The sequence below is a fragment of the Bacillus cereus group sp. Bc031 genome, assembly GCF_027716265.1.
Taxonomy (GTDB): Bacteria; Bacillota; Bacilli; order Bacillales; family Bacillaceae_G; genus Bacillus_A; species Bacillus_A paranthracis.
In genome coordinates, this window is sequence record NZ_JAQFUL010000032.1 from 22114 (window position 1) to 42504 (window position 20391).

The window sequence follows — 20391 nt, forward strand, 5'->3', positions numbered from 1 at the left end:
GTAAGGTGTGTCCTTCACGTAAATTATGGTTTATTTATATAGTTGTTAATATAAATATAATGGTATTTCTACTCAAATGCAAGAATAATTTTAAAATCATAAGTTTGCTATAGGCTCATACCAGGTCTAGAATCACACCAATATTGCCCAGCCGTTTCATTTACTTGGATAATAGCAGTAGAAAATTCATCTTTCTCCACAAAATTTGCCTTCAGTTGTTTTATAGTTTGAATTCGATTATCGCAAACGATAGAAGCTGTATACATGTATGTATCCTGTGCCAAAATTTCATCTGCTGTAAGTATTTTCTCTCCCGCGACTTCATAAAGTAAATCTGAGAAAATGTTCGCATCGTATGATGAAATACCACCAAATACGATGTAGTTTCTAAAGTTAGCGATTAAAGAATGTAAATATTCGGGAGTATATCTCTGAGATATTTCCGATAATGATTCATCAGTAACGGTGATCATTAACTTATATTTTCGAGCTTGTTTCAGAAGTTCGATAAATGGTTCTACAATATAATTTGTAATTCCATCAACAACTAGATGATGGAATGATAAACCTAGTTTCCTTTGGAATACGGACTGCTGCAGACTTAATAAAATAAATTGTCCTAATATATTAGAAAGACTACCAAGTTCATCTTGTGCTGTATTAACTAATAAAACTCCACCGTGTTCTAAATGACTGTTAAAATCAAAGGTAGATTCTTCAAACAAGACACGACGTATTAATTCGTTTGTAGAGAGTTCTTTCACCATGATATACAATTCCTTAACATGTTCTGCTTTATTATCATAGTACATTGGCTGCCCTTGATATTTTCCAGATTTATGAATGACGGTTTTCCCTTCTGAATCTTTCTTTTCTTGAATTGTATGATCAAACCATGCATCAACTTCTTTTGCAAGTTCATATTCTTTAATTCGCTCTTCAGGAGCAGTTTTACTTTTCACCACTTCGCATAATAGGTCTATACGAAACTTTAATATTTTATGCATATAGCGTACGTGTTCTACATCTTCATACATTCTACTAATATCATCAAATGTTGCAGTTCTTTTAGGGCTATGGAGTTTTAACAAATAGACATAATTTTTTATATGGTTAATTTGAGACTGCTGAAAGAACACATCATTAGAATTAGCTATTTCTTTTATAGCCATTGCGAAAACCTCTGCAACTTTATCAACGGGTCCATGTAATATATTTATTCCTTTTGTATTTGGATTAGTTGGATCAATGTAGAAAACTGAGCTTTCCGGGATTTTATGTGCTTGTACTAAATTAAATACTCTGCGACATAAATTATTATCTGGTGAAATAACAGTTATACCGTTTAAGAAATTGCCTGTAATGTTATTGGAATTATGCTCAGTTAATTCCTTTTTGTATTGATTTATGAAGTGAGTTATGTGGTGTAAGTCTTGGTTTATTATAGGAATAGTTAATTGAGCGTGTTTACCAGAGCCAATTGGCCCTAGAATACAACTGCTGAGTATTCTATCATGGCTATTGATGTAAATTGTTTTTCCGCTTGTTTTTTCTGTTCCGAGTTCTACAGGTGGTAAAGTTACTGTTTTCATTTTCTTTCCTCCTAAAACGCAAAAAAGGACACACCTGTACCGTTGGGATGGTACGTAAGGTGTGTCCTTCACGTAAGTTATAGTTTGTTTAATTAATAATTTGAATATACACTTTTAAAAGATTAATTACAAGTGGGTTTTTGAGATTCGTTCATAGTAGTTAAATTAAGCCTGCTCTTCATACACATTAATTAAAATCAATTACGTATGATCAAATAATAATGTACAATTGGATTTCTCAATAACAAAGCATAGTTCTCATAATAGAAACTATGCTTCATTAGAATTTAAATTATGTGGTTGTTAAAAATACACTTTTTAATATCGATATCGGTATTTCAGGAAAAATGTAATAAAACACCGAATCAACAATTAAAAATAAAATGATGAATGAACATATCTTTTTTTCCAAAAAAGTGTATCTGTAAAATAAAAATCCTACTAATAAAGCCAAACACCCTAAAATTAGACTAAACAAAAACAAGTGTCCAATGGCATGAGAAAGTTGGATTTCACTTACGTTTTCGAATACTAGATGAATATCATCTCTTATCTCTTGATTACTTTTTAAGTACACACGTATTAATTTAATTGTAATGATAGAGATAGCAACCATACATATCTTTTTTATAAAGGATTGGATCTTCTGCTTTTGTTCCGTATTCACCTAATCCCCTCCTATTGTATCTTTGATTCTTAATAATCTCTTATACTCTTGTTTTGATTGAACCCTTAAAAGAAAATCTCGAATGCAGTATTACTTAATTTAAGGTTTACAAACTATTAATCAAAGAAATTGTTCAATTCCTTACTCATTACGTTAGATGTTTTGTGCTTTGGTTTCTCATTTTTATTAACCAGCGACTGCGTAGTATTATTCTTATTTTTTTGCTGAGATCTTAAGTACTCTTGGCGTTCTTTGTAGCTCATACGTTTATGTTCTGGTTGCTTCTCATCATTTTTCGAATGCTCTTCTCTATTTTTTTCTAAGTTTTCTTGTACCGTAATACTAATAGATTCGTAAACTTTTGCTACATCTTCATCTAGCTTGTTTTCTTCGATATGATTAAGCGTTTCTTCAATTGGAACCGTGTTGATTTCTACATGTGTTTCTTCTAGCTCTGTTATTGTAACGGGAAGTGAAGTAGATTCTATACTTGTTTCTGCAGTTCCTATCATTGTAACGGGAAGTCCATCAGATGGGAATTCTTCAAACAATGGTTCGGTCTCAACAGGAATCACGGAATGAATAATGGAATCTTTATTCCAATCTTGCTCTAACATAGTAATAGATAATTCTTTGTTTAGTTCTGCTACCTCCATGTTTATTTCATAGCATTCTTCCATAGGAGGTAATGCTATATCTATGGTTTCTTTAATATCTTCTTTCACGGCCGGTTCTTTTATTTCAGAGCTTATACTTTCTACATGTGTTTCTTCTGCTATAACAGGCAGTTCACCATTTCGTTGTAAGGCATCTATTAATCTCGATGCACGTGTATAACTAATTTTAAACGTGTCTTGTAGTACAGATATAGAGATACTTCCCGATTCCTTCACAAAACTTAAAACATCTTCGTATAGAATATCCTTAAAGGAGCTAGTTTCCTCTTGTTCGATTTCTTCGCCTTCAATTGGAATTGCTACTTCCGGTGAAATAGTATTGTCAGGTGAATGAGTAGTAATAACACTTGTTTCTTCTGATGTACTACTATTATTTGAAATTAATACTTTACGAGGACCATCCCCTGTGTAAGAACTTACAACTAGATTTTGTTCTAACTTCTCAATATATTGCATAGATTTCATATAGCTAATCTTGAATTTTCTTTGCAGAAGAGATGGCGAGACTTGTTGTGATTCGATAATAAATTCCTTAATATCTTCATACAACTTATTTTCAACTTCATCATCAACATTCCCCTGCTGGTTCATTGCTGCAGGATCATTAGATAAGGTTTCATTTTGAGACTTTTGTCCCTTATAATCCTCCAATGATACAATGTGTTGATGCTCCTCGTTTGTTTCTATGGAGTTATTCTGTTCAATCTCACCTTCTTGTATAGGTGGTAATGGTTGTATTTTCTTCATGTTTTCTGCATCTACATGCTTCATAGGATTAGCTTTTTCTATAGATTCATTAATAAGGCGAAGACGCTCATTTTCCCAATATTCACCTGTTTTTGTATCTACTTGAATAATTGCTTGGGCAAATTCTTCTTTTGGTACAAAGTTACTTGTGATTTGTTGTACAGGTTGCACATGATTATCTTGTACGATACGAGCAGCACAGATGAATGCCCCTTGTGCCATGATATCTCCTGGTGACATAACAACTTCTTTCGTTTTTTGATAGGTTGATCCTAGTCGACTAACTGGATTCTCTTGCATAGGAGAAATGCCCTGTTCGGATTCTGCCTCTTTAAATTCCTCTTTCTCACCAAACATGTCAGAGAAAATTTTTGCATCATATGGTGTTACATCTCCAAATATCATTTTGTTACGGAATGAACCTAGTAAAGTAAACATGTATTGCTCTGTGAAGTCGAGAGCTAATTGCGATAGTGTTTGGCTAGCGATTGTTAAAATTACTTTATATTTACGAGATTGTGCAGGGAATTCTTTAAACGGCCGCACAACGTAATCCGGAAACTCATCGACAATAATATGATGGTAAGGTGAGACGTTTGGATCTCTACGGAATACTGCATTTTGCATACTTAACAATACAAATTTTCCTAATACGTTTGAAAGGTCTGCTAATTCTCCTTTTGCCGTATTGACTAACAAAATCCCACCCTGCTCTAAATGAACATCGAAATCAAAATCGGATTTTCCAAATAAAACACGTCGTATTAAAACGTTTGAAGCTAAATCTTTTAATATGTTGCGTAAACCTTTTACATATTCTTCTTCTCTGTCATAATGCATCGGTTGTCCGCGGTATTTTCCCGATTTATAAACGGCTGGTTCACCTTGAAAATCCAGCTTTTCACGAATGGTATTATCAAACCATTCGTCTATACCTTTTATAATTTTATATTCATTTTTTTGGTCACGTGAAGCTGCTCCACTTTGAACAAAATCATATAACTTTTCGACCTGTACCTTTAATAGCTTATGCATTCGGTGAACACGTTCTACATCGTCATACATCTCAATCAAATCGTCGAAGGTAACATCTTTTTGTGGGTTGTGAAGCTTTAATAAATAGATATGTTGTTTAAGGTGGTTACGCTGCGCTTGTTCAAAGAATGCATTGTTAGATTCAGACAAACCTTGAATAACCATTGCGAAAACTTCTGCTACTTTATCTACTGGTCCTCGCAGAATGTTTATATTTTTGGTATCAGGATTAGTTGGATCAATGTAGTAAACTGCACATTCAGGTATTTTATGTGCTTGCACTAACTTAAAAACCTTTTGGCATAAATCATTACTCGGTTCGATAACAGTCACACCATTTAAAAATGTTCCTTTTACTTCTTCTGTATGATAATCCTTCTTTTTAAAGACATTTATGAACTTATTGATAAAACGCGCCATCCAATGTAAATCTTGATTAATCATGGGAATAATTAAACTAGATGTTTTACCAGAACCAATAGGACCAATAATAATACAATTTAACGTTCTATCTTTCCCCTTAATACGAACCATCTCTTTATGCTCAATATGCGGTCCAATTTCTACATCAGGATATATTTGTTCTTCTTGGCTATTAAACCATTTTTGTAATTTGTGATTTTTATATTCGTATTTTTGTACCCACTTTAATATCTCTTCTCGGTAGCGAACAATATGCCCACTATACCAAAGTGTAAACAAAATCATAAATACTGTTGGTAAAAATACAAAAATCATAGTGAGTGTGTGAAAATTACCTGTTAAGACATGACCTAAGGCTTCATACTCACCAAAATTAAGATGTTTTGATTTATCCGCTAGATAAGGAATAACCTTTGCATGGATCGGAGCAGTTGCAAACCATAAAAATTGAATATCAACCGCAAAGTGGGAAGCAACCAAGATTATTAGTTTCCCATTATTTATATGTAAAGCTGGAATACGGCTGTAAAACCTAAAGCTAAACTCTCCTAATAGTAAAGAAAAGAACATTAAAATAAGCGGTACATATGTAATTTCTATAGGATAAGACGGTGGTTCAAATGCATAGTAGAGTAACTTGATGTAGTTTACTAAACCGAATCCAAATGAAAGAATAAATCCGCTAATTAAGCCGATTGTAGTAAATAACGGTAATCGTTGTTTAAATGTCTCCATATAGGCTCACCTACTTCTTACAGATATAGTTGAGCTTTATGTTTAAACTGGAATCGATTATTGAATTCTGATTGGAATAGTTCCTTTGATTTTTCGAGAAAGAATTTTGCTGCATCTTCAGTTTGTTTTAAATATAAATCAATACTCTCTCTTTCACAGAGTTGATTGTATTCTTCTTGAGAAAGTACCGCGATATTTACCTCAATCTTTTTATCCGTTGCCGTTTCAATTATGACATCGTACCAATAGAAATTTGGTTTCCCTGGAATTTGGATATCTTGTAGAGAAACACTAAACGTTGCCCCCTCTTCTGTAATATGATTAAGGACTAGTTCCGGGTTTTTAAATGCTTCTCTAGCAGAGAGCACTCCCCCAGTAGTAGTAGTTGCATATTGTAAATCCATTTTGATTTTCCACCTTTCTCCATATAAAAAAAGGCAAGCGACACCCACTGTAAAAACAGCGTGTGTCGCTTGCCTTAATTTCATATGTTCTGATTTGATTGTAGTTTTTTGTGTTTAGTTCAAACGTAATTCTATCACCTTAAATAATAAAAATCAATAAAATTGTATAAAAGTATATAAAAAATTAACGATTAATATAATTCAACAAGCTTGCGTCTTTTCGGATGTATGTTATTTGCAGTACGTGCCATGATCTGTTCATCCGCATCGATAGTAACACCTTCATTTTGGAGGGATAGCAGTAATACGTTGTCATACGTGTCCATTAAAAGTATATCTCTAGCCTTTTTGCGCTTTGGATAAATCACAACAAGCGGCACCCCTTCATCACCTTCTCTTCTTGAAAACACAACATCGTCTAATCTAGCAATCATTCGGTAATCATTTTCATTCCCAAAAATAAAGAAGAAATCTTGCATTACATCTTTATCTCTCTTATACGTTCGTCTAAGACCACCATCTATTTTCTCTTTAAATGTTTGAACTGTTTCAACAAATGCATAGCGCCAATCAGCATCTCCTACTGTACGTTTAGATAAAGGTAAGAGAATATCTTGTTCAAAGTTTTGATTATCATCTATTCCTAGAAGAATATCTGAAATAACATCTCCAGCTTCTTTCAAAGAGCAGATGTGCATATTTAGGTTTGGTAGATTCATTAAATGTTCATGATATTCTCGCATAGAAAATAAGAGATTCTTCATACGTACGTATGGAGGTTCTGCATCTTCTGCAAGGAACATCGACTTGTCATACATAACAAAAACAACAGTTATATTTTTAGTGTTTTTTTGTGCATATTCAATATACTTCCCCACCTTTTCAACTAAGGTAGCATTGGTTTCTTTGCACATATCCATTTCAATGTAAATATTTTTGTCTTTATATGAAATGTGTTCATCAGGAATTAGAAGTAACCCTGCATCTTCAATTTCTGTTTTCTTTTGTTTTTGATGATATGAGCGAATATCTAACTCGCATAATAATTTATTCGTATTGGTCTTTTTCGACACTTCCAAAAGTGTGCGTACTAATATTTCTCTTGAGCAGAGTGTATGTAGTGAGATTGAAGAAGAATATCTACGTTTTGAAGATCCTGCAGGAATCCTTCCTAATTCTTGAAGGTAATCAACCATTCTATCTTTTAAGGAGAATGTCGCACGTCTGGTTATACTATCATCTCTTTTATCAATTTTTTTAGTCAGGATAGCACCGTATTTTGAAAAACGATTAAGTTTCGTAAACACACTATCCTCAGAAAAATCTCTACCCTCAAATGCACTATAAAGCTGAGTAATTTGTCGTGTAGTAAGATACCTTTTGTAATATAAAAATGTAAATACAAATATATCGGCCTCTTTTAAACGAAAAGATTTCTGTGTACCTTTGCTTGTATATTTATACGTTTTACTTTTCATTATATGCAACTCCATAACTCGAATGTATTTTCAATAAATAACAACCATTTCTATATATCTTATTACAGCAAAATTTAGTTGTAAATTATTAAAAGTTTAAGCTGAATTTGCTTTAATCTAGATACTAAAACTTGTACGCTGAAGTTTGGATTACTTCTCTTCCTAAAAATTAGCTAGAAACATTGATTTATATAGTCTTTCAGTTCTTTTAAAATTGTTCGGACGGAAGACATGTTTTAACCGAACAATTTTTTAAAGGTTCAAGTATTGGAATAAAATCGTTAGGACGGCCTAACAATTTATTTAAACAATTACATTATATAAAGACATGTTACACATACAGAAAATATAATAGATTAATCACTTGTGCATTGTAGTTTCTTTTTGCTATTGAAATAGAAAAAGACCGACAAAATTATATTTGTCGGTCTATTGTTTAGAATGATAATTTCTTCTTTGCTGGTTGTGAATCGTCAGCAACTTCTACTTCAGGTTCAGCACCAAAATTTAATTTTTTCTTTTTAGGTTTTTCTTCTTGTACTGAATCATCAAATGCAAAAAGTTTATTTAAAACAGCATTGGATTTCTTTGAATTAGCTTGCTCACGTTCTTCTTTAATTCTCGTAATCTCATCAATAATATCACTAACACGTTTTGGTAATGGAAGTCCTGCAACAACTGAATAGAATTTTACTATATCCTCTTCTTTTTTTGTTGTATGTTTATTAACGTATGGAGCTATAGGACGTTCATCTACATATGGAGTTCTTTCTTTTAAGAAGTTTTCCATTTGATTAAGGAATGAGAAGTTGTATAATCGCCCTGCTCGCAGCGGTGATGTAACGATAGATAGCGCGCTTTTTTTAGCACTTTCTAGCTCTTCTCTTTCTGTATCGTATAAAACGCCTTTTTCTAGTGCGTTACCTAATTGAGTCAAGTAACCTAGCGGGTTTTCAGTGTCTAATTGATTTGATTTTAGTTCTAATTTTGCTAATGATAAAACGCCTGGTGTATTAATTACTTGAGCAAATTCACTCGCATCAAAATGTGTATCTGAAAACGGTGTAAATGATGAAGTAACTAGGTTAATCTCATGTAATGCATCAGCAATATATTTGTTACTATAGCTAGTATATTCGTTTGCTAAAGCACTTGGATTTTCCTCTTCAAATTTTCTATATAGTTTAGCGTTATCTATTAATACAATTGAGCCAAAAGCTTCTTGGTTCATAGCAATACTACGAATGCGTGAAGTTGCGTTTTCTAATACTTTTAAAGCCTCAGCATCACGTGGTAAAGTCAGTAACAATCCAAAATTGTAATCATGTTCATAGAGCATTTCAATAGCCTTTAATAGAGCACCAGTTCCTGTTCCTCCACCTAGACCACACGTAATCCAAATAAAATCACGATCTTCAAATTCCTGTTTTACCGCTTCGAAAATCTTTGTTTCATGCTTTACAAATGCTTCCTCTCCAACCTGTGGATTACGAGCTGCACCTTGTTCATATCCTTCTAACTGTATTTTACGGACGTTCCCTGTGTTTTTAATCTCAATTTTATTAAAATCTTGACTATTTGTATTAACAAGAATCGCACGATATGGGTATTTGTTATTTTTAATTTGTGTTTCTTTATTTGCGCACTCTGCTGCGATTGCACATCCACCCATACCTAGTCCTAAGAATCCAAATTTCAAACTAATATTTCCTTGGCTTTCGATTTCTGAAAAATTGCCTGCCATATGTATATCCTCCTCAAATATATATTTTAGTTGTTTTTCTCAACTCGTTTTTCCAGTTCCTTAATTAAAACATTTCCTAGATCTGTTACGTCATAAATTCGAACACGTCCTATTGCTTTGAAAGATATTAACCCTGCTCCTTCAAGTCTTGCAGTCATAATATCTAAAGCATATCGCGATGGAAGTATTTTTTTACCCTCATAATCTTTTTCATTCTCAATTTGATAGTCTTTATGATATTGGTTGATATAATCCCATAACTTTTCTTTGTTCATTGCGCCCTCGGCGTATAGCACACGTAAAGCCCAAATCCCATCATTTAAATTCTCACAAAGCACATCAATAATTTCACTACTACTCATTGATATATTAGACAATAATTTCACACCACCTTTAATAAATAATAAATTTTATCTATAGGTACAAAAAGACAAGATAATTATACGGAATTTAATACCGTTATAAAAGCCGTAAATACTTCGGTATATATTTCCGAAGTATTGTATGTACTAACTATAATACATCTACGGATGATAATCAAGAATCTTATTAAATCAATACTTTAAATACTTCCGTAATAATTACCGTAATTAATATTTTAATTGTTACGCATTTATTACGGTAATAAACACTGTAATGAATACGTAATGATTATAAAAGATGCATTTTAATAAGTGAAAATCCATGTAAAATTTTTAGTTCAGTTCACAGAATTTTAAGGTGATTTTGTACATAATCAAGTGTTAATCACGCTCACCCGACTAATCACCGCTCGATAACATAGGTATTATTGGTATGCAGCTAAATAAATGAGCAGTGAATGATTGAGTGATCAGGTATAAAAGTCCATGATATTTTATGTAATCTACAAAGGGGTTCTTTTAGTTTCTATAGAATTTTTATATAATGTATTATAGGACAGGCATCATATAGTTAGGTGGTGAGCAAATGATTGATGAACAGTTAAGCGATGGTTATTATCGCGTATCTGAAGTAGCAACCATGCTTGATATTCCTGAAAGTACTCTTCGTAGATGGTTGAATGATTTCGATGAGTACTTGAACATAAAAAAAGAACGCCAACTTAAATATGTTCATGAGGATAGTATTGATACAGTAAAAAAGATTAAACATTATTATTCTGAGTCAAAGAAAAAGCACGAAATTGTTGGGCTTTTAGATATGGATCCGACGGTTATTCGCAATGTTTATGCTGAAGATGTTGACGGTGATGGTGAACCAAAAGAAACATCACTAGTTAAAGCACAACAGGTCAATCCAGACTTTATAGAAGCTTTGACGGAAAAAATTACTGAGGAAGTTACAGCTAAAGTGACTGAAGAATTAACAAAACAAAATATGGAATTCTTCGCTGCGGTGGCTAAACAAAGTCAGGATAATTTCGATAGAATCAATAAGCGATTAGAGGAACGTGACGAAAAGTTAATGAGTACTATACGATTAATTCAAGAACAAAAAAGTGCTAATGCTCAGCGACAAGAGAATACTGAACAAAAAGGCGGCTTTTTCTCTAAGCTTTTTGGAAAAAAATAAAAAGGCTATCATTTGATAGCCTTTTTATTTTGCTTATTCTTAATATCATTTCAAAAGCTTAGTTCATTGATTATCAATATGATTCATTCACAGCTATTGTTTTAAACTTATAATAATCATAGAACTTAGGTTTATTTTGCTATACAAAGAGTTTTCTAATTCTATTTCTTCCAATCTGTGAACTACCCGCCACTTAACGTCCTAATGGACTGTTTGAAGTGGTGGCTTCTCGGTTAGTCGTTACTTTTGATAGCTAACGAATTTGTCCTAAGACAACCGAGCTAACCCCCTCGTTCCAAGGGTTATTTTATTGCTATCTATGCCAACGCTAATAGGCGTATTGCTTCATTTTTGATATTGATAGCTGCGTTATAATCTCTATCAAGATTTACACCACATATACAAGAATATACTCGCTCAGACAATGACATGTTTTTCACATTTCCACAACTGCTACATGTTTTTGTGGAAGGAAACCATTTGTCTATTTTCATAAGTTGTTTGCCTTGTTCGTGTAGTTTATAAGCTAAAAAAGAAGTGAACATACCCCAAGCATTATCAACGACGCTTTTTCCAAAATGAAGTGCTTGCGACATGCCTTTCATATTTAGATCTTCAATAGCTACAACATCAAAATGAGTAGCTAACTCTTTAGACTTATGATGAAGGAAGTTCTTACGTTGGTTCGCTACTTTTTCATGTAACTTAGCTACACGGATACGTTGTTTATTCCAACGAATAGAACCTTTTGTTCTTCTTGATAATACTCGTTGTGCCTTTGCTAATCGGTCTAACATTTCACGATAGAACTTAGGATAATTGGCTCTCTCATCCTCAGAACTAACGTATAATCGATCCATCGCAAAGTCTAATCCAACAACTGTTTCTACTTCATTTTGTACAATCTCTTTTTCGTATTCAGTCAAGATAGACACATAGTATTTACCAGTAGGTGTCATAGAAATCGTACATGACTTGATTACATGGTCTTGTGGTATTTCTCTATGCTGCTTGATACGTACCATTTTCAGTTTTGGCAATTTAATATGACCGTTAAGCAACATAATATTTCCGTTCACTACATTCGTTGTATAAGACTTTCTGTCTTTTTTGCTTTTGAATGTTGGGAAGTCATTTTGACCACGAAAGAAATTCTTATAGGCAGTTTGCAAGTTTAGTTGAGCATTTGCCAGTGCTAATGAATCAACTTCTTTTAACCACTCAAATTCTGCTTTGTATTTCGCAGGAGTGGGAAGCTTTTGTTTCTTTAGTTGTTCCTTATCATCTTTGTGATTTTCATACGCTTCTTTCCGTTCGGCTAACATTCTGTTATACACGAAACGTACACAACCGAAGGTTTTACGCATAAGATGTGCTTGGTCTCCTGTTGGATACAAACGGAATTTATATGCTTTATTCTGCTTTGTCATATCATTTCACCTCACTTTTCACTTTGATTTTCAATATATTTTTTTACTACGTCTATTGATGAACCACCAGTAGTTAGTAAGCAAAAACCTCTTGACCAAAACATCTCTTTCAATAGTTTCATACTACTTAATTAGTAGTATGAAACTATTTTTATATTAATCATAAAAAAAACAGTTTATTCTTATTCAAAACTTACACCTTCACTCGATCACTCAACCATTCGCTAATCATTCATTCTAAAATAGTAATATGATTGACCGATGATTAATTGACTGATTACAATTAGGTTTAATGCAATGAAATCAACCGTTCAATCACCACTCAATCTACATACGAAAATAACAGTATTTACACACGAGTGACTGGTGATTAGTTGGGTGATTTAAGGTGTGGATAATGAAAAATGTGCCATTGATGCGCTTTATCGATGATATTTTGTTAATTGAGCGACAATCAGGCGGTTGATCAGAGGCTGTTTAAGTTGTTCTTACTTATTGTGAATTGACTTTTGATTGAGCGGCGCTCAACGAGGTGTTTGAGTGGTGGTTATTTATACATAGTCATTTAGCAAAGGTCATACTTTTGAAAAAATCACCTTGCAACCATGGGAAAAACTATATATGATGTAGTTACTTTATATTTTTGTATTTTTTTAGATACAAATTTATTAATAATAAAATATTTATATAATAAAAAATAAAATATAAAAAAGCAAAAAAAGGTTCATCAGCCCAATGAAATAGCGCCAACTACTTCATTGTGGTACACCGCACAAAAATCCCAAAAGACATTTTCAATCGACCGCGGTAAACAAAGCCAATAAACCTTTTTATTTTGCATGAAATTATAAGATAATTTTACTGTATCTTATGTATTTGTGCAACTTAAAAAGGGGATTTCTTGCGTAATTTTAGGCATTGTTTACCGTTGTTATACAAGTATTACTCTTTTAAGAGAGTAGTATTTTTGTATCCGTGGTATGACAGTGCCTTTTTCTGCTCTTTCGAAAGGAGTTAGCAACATTATGCATACGCAAATGGCTTTTTCCCAACAGAACTTTAAAGTTCATGGGGTTAAATTTTTTGATGGACTATTAAACATCGTAAAACTAGAAAATGAAAGAAAAGAGTTACCATCTTCAGCTTTAGCTACTTACATCTTGCTTCACTTTGAATGCAATGATATAGGAATGCTACCACGTGAATTTCAAATAATGGATCTTGCTAAGAAAAGTGGGATTCCCTACACAACAATTTATACAGGGTTTCAAGTTTGTTTGGAGCGTAGACTCGTAAAAGAAACACCTGTTGGAAATCGTACTGTATATGAAATTGTAGATTATGCGTTGTATAACCACACTACTGCAGAAACTGCAAAGATGACAGGCATATCGCTATCGTATTTCCGTATTCCATTTCACCTAATTCAAACAACGATAATGAGTAGTCTAGTAAAGGCTCGTGATAATAGAGGGATTATATTCCTTTTAGATTTAATCAATACTTTTTCAAGAAAAGTAGGTATGGAACATTATAAACATAAAATTGAGGAGTTTCAGATTACAAGAAAGATGTCTTCCTTAAAAAGGAGATTAAATCGTAATGCAAAGAAAGTAAGACACTACATAGAAATTATTAACCCCATCGTGCAATTTACTGCAATCGATTCTAAAGAGAAGAAATCTAATGAAACAAGAATTACTAGTGCAAGGAAACAGGTAAAACAAATCATCATTGAGAAGTTCAACGTTGTATTTTCTTCAAACTGCGTAATTGAGAATGATAAAAAAGAATTACATAGACCAGTAGCGAAGTGCAGAAAAGAAGCGGTGTCTCGTTTGAAACATATGGGACAGGCGTTACGTAAAAAAGATAAAGAAAATATAATGACTGCATTTAGACAAGAAATTGTTGATATCGCAATCTATTTACCGACGAAACAAAAACAAAGTGAATTATTAATTTACGCAATGACTTATGCATTAGATCAAGTGGAAAGTTGTTTGAAAGAGCAAGAAATATTCTCTATTCCAGCATTTATGCGTGTAAAGTTTAGAGAGTCCTGGATAGGTTTTAAGGAAAAAAACTTGTCTACAGGGAAAAAACACGATGCAATGATAAATTATCATAAGAAGAATGGTGTTTATCCGGAATTTATGTGATTTTAAAAAAATATATATGGAAACCCTTGTTAAAAAGTTACTTAAAAGCAAGGGTTATTTGGCATGTTCTTTAATTTGAAGACATGCTTTTTTATTTAGGAAAATATATCTATTAGCATTTTTACGGAAGCATATAATTGATTTACGTTATGTTTGGTTACGACTCGGTATGTTCATAATTCGATTCAATACTTGTGGTTATCTTAGTAATATGATTCTAACCTTGTGAATTCTTAGTAATATGGTATTTAACTTCTTAATTTGTGATTTCTATGATGTAGAGCTTGTATGTAATGGGGATATTACGATAGTGAATTTAGCTTAATATCCAGGAACGTATGTAATACAAGGCTTTAGAGGTGTTTGCTGAATCTCTTTATAATTAATGATTGAGTTTAGTTATATATATTTCTTGTTGTTTTTATATAAAATACTTGGATTATTTATATTTAATTACTTGTATTTTTTTAAATTAAATACATAGAAAAATAGAAAAAAGGAATAAATATAAGTATCCAAGGGTGTAATTAATCTATTGACTTTTAAAATTCATAGAGGTATTCTTATACGTGAACAACAATTAACTAAGAGAAATATACAAATTAATAGATTTAATTTCTAGCTAAACGGACACACCGAAGGCACATAACCTGCCATCGGTGTGTCTTTTTTTGTATAAATAACAATAAAAAGGGAGAATTTGAAGCTATGAACGAAATTGTGAACATGAGTAAAGAACGATTTACAAAGTATTGTGAGGACAATGCAGCATTTGAAGAGGATATTAGTCGCATTATTAATCACTACTTTTTATTACTAGGGAATAAGGCAAATATCTTACAGGAAAGAGAATTTAATAACGAAATTGAAGAAAAAACGTTTAAAAATAATGTAAAACGTTTTGAAACTCTATTCCCTGCAGCTGTTAAAAATGCATTTTTAAAAGGATATCAATTATGCCTTGAGTTTATAAATCATCCTGAAACGCAAATTCCTGAGAATCTATATACTGATCCGAATTTTATAAAAGATATTCCTTTTGCCTTAGCAAATGCATCTGAATATGAATTGTACGAAATCATTCGTACAGATGAAACACAGGAATTTAGTGTATTTGCTATACGAACATATGAAGGGATTCGTCCATTGTTAGAACAAGTATTTTGCGAAGTTGCATTCACTGGTGCTGAATATGCTTTTGAACATGAGCGAATGGAAAAAGGACTTGAATTAAAGAAAGGTAATAGTACCTCGTTAACCAAAGTTCCTGTAGATCGTCTTTTCGCTATTACGCCTTCTGTTAATGGAGTTGTTGTACATGCGGAAGAACATTGCGAGATTTGGAATTTAAATTGGAATAGCAAAGTAACAATTAATGATCCTTTTATTGAGCTTGCAGAGGTTACATTTATTCATCAAACAAAGGATATGATTCAAAAAAATATTGAAGATGGTGTTTTATACTACAGCATTCTTTATCTTGGTACACCTTTACATGAGATACAAGATCGATTAGAAATACGAGTAAAACTAAATTCTGATTTTGGAGCTCCACGTCCAATGGAACAAGTTGAAATTGAGTATATTCTGAATGAGATTATTGGGAAGATTCATCTTGAGGCACAAATTCCAATTGAAAACATGATTTTAATCCAACGTTAGAGTTTGTAGGAGGTTAACTATGGTGAAAAAAATCGTTTTAGCTATTAGTGATACTGTATATACAGCATATTTACGTGAGGATTTTATTGGTGCGGGATTTGAAGTAGCTGATAGTGATGTGATGCATATCAAGTATCTAGATGAAATTCTAGATACAGAAAAGCCCGATATTCTATGTATTAATGACAAACGATTAAATATTGATGCGGGACATGAAGAGAAACGTGAATTGATTATCTTACAGAAACTAAGAGATATTCGCTTTAATCGAGATATTCGTATTGTGGTATTTACAGAGCGTGAAAATGATGATGAGTTTTTGGCGAAACTGATATATCTAGGTATCTATGACATTTTTAACTCTCGTAAAATTGATATTGATAATAAAGTTATCCCGCAGCTGCTACAGGAGTCGGATATTAAAAATGTAGCGGAAATTGTAGGAGCAAGTCAGGCGCCACAACAAACAAAGTTGCCCGAAGTTCCTGTGGGTGAGGAAGAAGAGGAAGTATCAAGTGAATTAGAGGAAGGTGGCAACAATGAACCTTCCTCTAACTCCAAAAAACTATTTAAAAACAAACAAAAGCGTAAGTCTGTTTCAGATGAGACGCCAAAAGCACCTATCATAAAAAAACAATATAAATTGGCTTTTGAGCCGGTATATGAAAAACAAATAGGTATTGCTATTCCGAGAAGAACAATTGTTGTGGCCAGCATGAACAGAAGAAGTGGTGCAACTTTTGTTTCTCATCTTTTATCTGCTTATTTAAATGAACTACAGATTGATGTGAATTATATAGAGAATCTATATGATGATGGCTATACGTATCCGTTATTAAAGGGATATACAGAAGCACCAGAAAACTATCGTAGTGAATTTATGTTGCTGCGATATAAGGAGATGCTGCAGAAGGAATCTGATATATTATCAATTCCAAAATGGAAGCAAGGCAAAATAAATTATATTGTAAAGAATCCTATAGTAGACCAAGAGCTGAAAAACGAAACAGAGCAGGACTTCGACCATTTTATTAAGGTTTTATTGGCCAACCAAGAAGCACCTATATCTATTATTGATGCAGGGAGCGATTGGGATAAAGGTTTATACCATGAGATTTGTGAAATGGCAGATTACATATTCTTTGTAGCCGAACCAGATCTGCATCAATTGCTAAAGATTGCGCATCCTCTTACACAAAAAGAGAGAAAGCTCGTTTCTTACTTAGATTTAGAGAAAACGAGAATCATTGGGAATAAGTTTTCTTCTGCACTTTTAAAGCATGAAGTAATAGAAGAATGTTTTGGAGATAAGGTAATAACTGCTTTACCACCATATGAGATAGAAGATGTATTTGAATCTCAATTAAATAGTAGTACGTTACTATCTAGTCGGAACTATTATAAAGAGTTAGAAGGAATTATGAAGGAAATAGCAGAGTTATTGCTACCAAACCAATTGTTGAACCAAAAGAAAAGTTCCATTTTAAGTGGATTTCGATTTCGAAAGTCTGAAAGTTAAGGGAGTGTGAAGAGGAATGCAAAAGTTTATTATTGCAGCAAGTATGTTGCTGTTATTTGTAGGTTGTCTATTCTTTGTAACTGATATGGTAATTGGAGATACAACCCATACTGATAATAAATCGTCTTTAGAAAGGGGAGGCGAGATAGCTGTGGCTAAGTCTGTAAAAGTAGGTACTCTGCGTGCAGAAGAAGAAATAGCTATTGATCCAGAAAAAGCGAAAAAAGAGTTTGAAAAAGCGTATAACGGTAATGCGGATTTTAAAGATCCTGCTTCAAAACGTAACTTTACTGTCCATGATGTACAGGAGAAACCGGCAATGATTGCTGTCGAAGGTGATGCAGAAGCTGCTAGTTACTTAAAGCAATTTGATGAAAAAAAAGAAACAATAAAGAGTAAAGCAAGAAGTATTATTATTTATGATGCAAATGCAAAAGAAAAACAATTAGGTGGAAACGTAAAATAAAGAAAAAGAGTAGGTGCATTAAGAATGCAAAATACAGTAACTACAGCTCTATTCCTTACACTTTCTTTATTATTAATCAGCCTTTTACCCGAAGGTGTTTTGTATGGAATACAGTTAGTGAAAGCACATAACTTTGCTTCTGATATGGTTGAAATCGCAGAGAATAAGGGTGGATTTCAATATGATTACAATGGAAAAAGGGTGGATTTAGTCCCCGGGATAGAGAAAAGAATGAAAGAAGAAAAGATGGATGGCTGGAAGTATGAGTATACAAAGGGACGCATTGATCATAGTCAACCTCTTTCTTTTAAGGTGAAAGCAGAACACCATTTCTTCATATTTAAGCTGATTGGGGTAGATGGCATAAAGGCTCCGATATGGGCGAGTAAAGATGGATTGGGACAAGTGTATTTTAAGTGATAAAAATTCAAAGATTTTCACTATAAAAAACTATGCTGAAAAGTATGGTTTTTTTGCTAGAAAAATATATTTATAAATAAATATATAAAAATACTTTACAAGCCTATTTTTATATGGTAATATTTTCCATATAGAACAGCGGTTATAAAAAAACGCTAATTAATAAATTAATATGTTAAAGTATCTGGATTTTATGTTTAAATTCGGTACAATAAAAGAATCTATGAAAAAACTAATATATTTGGAGGAACAAACAATGGCAAACAAATTTTTAAAAACAGCAACAGCACTAACAATTATGGGAACATCTTTATTAGGAGCAGGAGCATTTACTGCTAAGGCTGATAACACAGATTCACTAAAATTCAGTGATGTTCCAGCAAATCACTGGTCTACGAAAGCAATTTATGATTTAACAAATCGTAAAGTAGTACAAGGGTACGGAAATAAAATCTTTGGTTTTGGTGACAATGTAACTCGTGGGCAAGTTGCTCGTATGATTTATATGTACGTTAAACCCGCAGATGCAGATGCTAGCTTCAAAAATCCTTTTACTGATATTAAAGGGCATTTGTTTGAAAAAGAAATCTTAGCACTTGCTAAAGCGGGACTTGTAAATGGATTTGGTGATGGAAAATATGGTCCAGATGATATTTTAACTCGTGAACAAATGGCACAAGTGCTTACAAATGCTTTTAAATTTAAGGCAACGAAAACAACAAAATTTGCAGATGTTGATAAAAATTCTTGGTCTTACGGTGCAATTAGTGCATTAGAAGAAAATGGAGTTACAATTGGTACAGGAGATAATATGTATTCTCCAAAAATGTTTGTAACACGTGAAGCGTATAGTCAGTTCTTATATAACTCTATTAATGCAGTTGAAAAAGAAACAAAACCAGAAGTGAAGCCAGATCCAAAGCCTGAAACAAAACCAGAGGAAAAACCAGAAGTGAAGCCAGACCCAAAACCTGAAACAAAACCAGAGGAAAAACCAGAAGTAAAACCAGACCCAAAACCTGAAACAAAACCAGAGGAAAAACCAGAAGTGAAACCAGATCCAAAACCTGAAACAAAACCAGAGGAAAAACCAGAAGTGAAGCCAGATCCAAAACCTGAAACAAAACCAGAGGAAAAACCAGAAGTGAAGCCAGACCAGCCTAAAGTCCCTGAAGGATTAGATGCGAATATTGTATCAGACGATTTCGAATATTTCCCTGAATCATTAGAAAATCCTGCTGTAAAAAAACAAATATCATCAGAAGCTCAAAATATTCTAAAAGGTATTAACAATAAGTACCACACTAACCTAAAATATGACAATCTATTAGGTGGCGTATATGTGTTAGATAAAAACATGTATTTACCAGAAGGTACAATTGGAGCACAATTTGTTGTATTAGGTAATGCAAATGATTTTAAAATTCTATTCCTTGATAACAATGAAGCTACTGTGGAATTAACAAAAAAATGGGTAACTTTCATGAACGGTTTAAATTTAGATAAAGAAATTCAAGAAACAGTTGAAGCGAAAACAATTAATACTTATGAAAAAGGTAATTATAAAATTCGTATTGGACAGTCAACAGCTGAACATACAATGTATGTAGAAGTAGAACCTAAATAACGAGTAAGTATTTACAAGTATTATCCCATATTGTATAATTGTTTAAAGT

The 20391-nt window shown here is 32.8% G+C and carries 15 protein-coding genes and 1 pseudogene; 7 read left to right on the forward strand and 9 right to left on the reverse strand.

What is annotated here, in order from left to right; all coding sequences use genetic code 11:
* Window positions 1-107: 107 nt before the first annotated feature.
* The 7 genes from PDQ33_RS14335 to PDQ33_RS14365 form a co-directional block, all read right to left on the reverse strand.
* Entirely contained in the window at window positions 108-1592 is a 1485-nt protein-coding gene (locus tag PDQ33_RS14335) for a conjugal transfer protein TraG (protein WP_200730782.1), read from the reverse strand.
* Window positions 1593-1884: 292 nt separating this feature from the next.
* Window positions 1885-2259 carry a hypothetical protein gene (locus PDQ33_RS14340; RefSeq protein WP_076855988.1) on the reverse strand — a complete coding sequence of 125 codons (375 nt, stop codon included), beginning with the start codon at window positions 2257-2259 and terminating at the stop codon, window positions 1885-1887.
* A 116-nt stretch (window positions 2260-2375) separates the two neighbouring features.
* A complete protein-coding gene (locus PDQ33_RS14345; RefSeq protein WP_270755977.1) occupies window positions 2376-5876 on the reverse strand; it encodes a DNA translocase FtsK in 3501 nt (1166 codons plus the stop codon).
* A 17-nt stretch (window positions 5877-5893) separates the two neighbouring features.
* Window positions 5894-6280 (reverse strand): hypothetical protein, encoded by a 387-nt coding sequence (locus PDQ33_RS14350; protein WP_080500599.1) that lies wholly within the window; start codon window positions 6278-6280, stop codon window positions 5894-5896.
* Window positions 6281-6471: 191 nt separating this feature from the next.
* Window positions 6472-7758, reverse strand: a complete 1287-nt coding sequence (locus tag PDQ33_RS14355) for a replication-relaxation family protein (RefSeq protein ID WP_000837871.1) — start codon at window positions 7756-7758, stop codon at window positions 6472-6474.
* Window positions 7759-8194: 436 nt separating this feature from the next.
* Window positions 8195-9502 carry a plasmid replication protein RepX gene (gene repX / locus PDQ33_RS14360; RefSeq protein ID WP_000918313.1) on the reverse strand — a complete coding sequence of 436 codons (1308 nt, stop codon included), beginning with the start codon at window positions 9500-9502 and terminating at the stop codon, window positions 8195-8197.
* Between the two features lie 26 nt (window positions 9503-9528).
* Entirely contained in the window at window positions 9529-9864 is a 336-nt protein-coding gene (locus tag PDQ33_RS14365) for a hypothetical protein (protein WP_000098927.1), read from the reverse strand.
* A 586-nt stretch (window positions 9865-10450) separates the two neighbouring features.
* Between PDQ33_RS14365 and PDQ33_RS14370 the strand changes: the two genes are divergently transcribed.
* Window positions 10451-11056, forward strand: a complete 606-nt coding sequence (locus PDQ33_RS14370; protein WP_000564666.1) for a DUF3967 domain-containing protein — start codon at window positions 10451-10453, stop codon at window positions 11054-11056.
* A 317-nt stretch (window positions 11057-11373) separates the two neighbouring features.
* On the opposite strand, the gene PDQ33_RS14375 is transcribed toward PDQ33_RS14370, so the two are convergent.
* Window positions 11374-12486, reverse strand: coding sequence for an RNA-guided endonuclease TnpB family protein (locus PDQ33_RS14375; protein WP_270755976.1), 1113 nt, complete (start codon window positions 12484-12486; stop codon window positions 11374-11376).
* Window positions 12487-12497: 11 nt separating this feature from the next.
* Window positions 12498-12605, reverse strand: a pseudogene (locus PDQ33_RS14380) (transposase); the annotation flags it as partial.
* Between the two features lie 906 nt (window positions 12606-13511).
* Between PDQ33_RS14380 and PDQ33_RS14385 the strand changes: the two are divergent.
* The 6 genes from PDQ33_RS14385 to PDQ33_RS14410 all read left to right on the forward strand — a co-directional run bounded on the left by PDQ33_RS14385 (window position 13512) and on the right by PDQ33_RS14410 (window position 20342).
* Window positions 13512-14648: a hypothetical protein gene (locus PDQ33_RS14385; protein WP_000557422.1), complete on the forward strand. Its 1137-nt coding sequence runs from the start codon at window positions 13512-13514 to the stop codon at window positions 14646-14648.
* A gap of 708 nt (window positions 14649-15356) precedes the next feature.
* A complete protein-coding gene (locus tag PDQ33_RS14390) occupies window positions 15357-16310 on the forward strand; it encodes a hypothetical protein (RefSeq protein ID WP_221839796.1) in 954 nt (317 codons plus the stop codon).
* 19 nt (window positions 16311-16329) lie between these two features.
* The gene (locus PDQ33_RS14395; protein ID WP_270755975.1) at window positions 16330-17829 is read left to right on the forward strand and encodes a hypothetical protein; all 1500 of its coding nucleotides are present in this window, start codon (window positions 16330-16332) and stop codon (window positions 17827-17829) included.
* Between the two features lie 16 nt (window positions 17830-17845).
* Window positions 17846-18295, forward strand: coding sequence for a hypothetical protein (locus PDQ33_RS14400; protein WP_270755974.1), 450 nt, complete (start codon window positions 17846-17848; stop codon window positions 18293-18295).
* Between the two features lie 24 nt (window positions 18296-18319).
* A complete protein-coding gene (locus tag PDQ33_RS14405; RefSeq protein ID WP_044798381.1) occupies window positions 18320-18715 on the forward strand; it encodes a DUF4320 family protein in 396 nt (131 codons plus the stop codon).
* 193 nt (window positions 18716-18908) lie between these two features.
* The gene (locus tag PDQ33_RS14410) at window positions 18909-20342 is read left to right on the forward strand and encodes an S-layer homology domain-containing protein (protein ID WP_270755973.1); all 1434 of its coding nucleotides are present in this window, start codon (window positions 18909-18911) and stop codon (window positions 20340-20342) included.
* Window positions 20343-20391 lie beyond the last annotated feature (49 nt).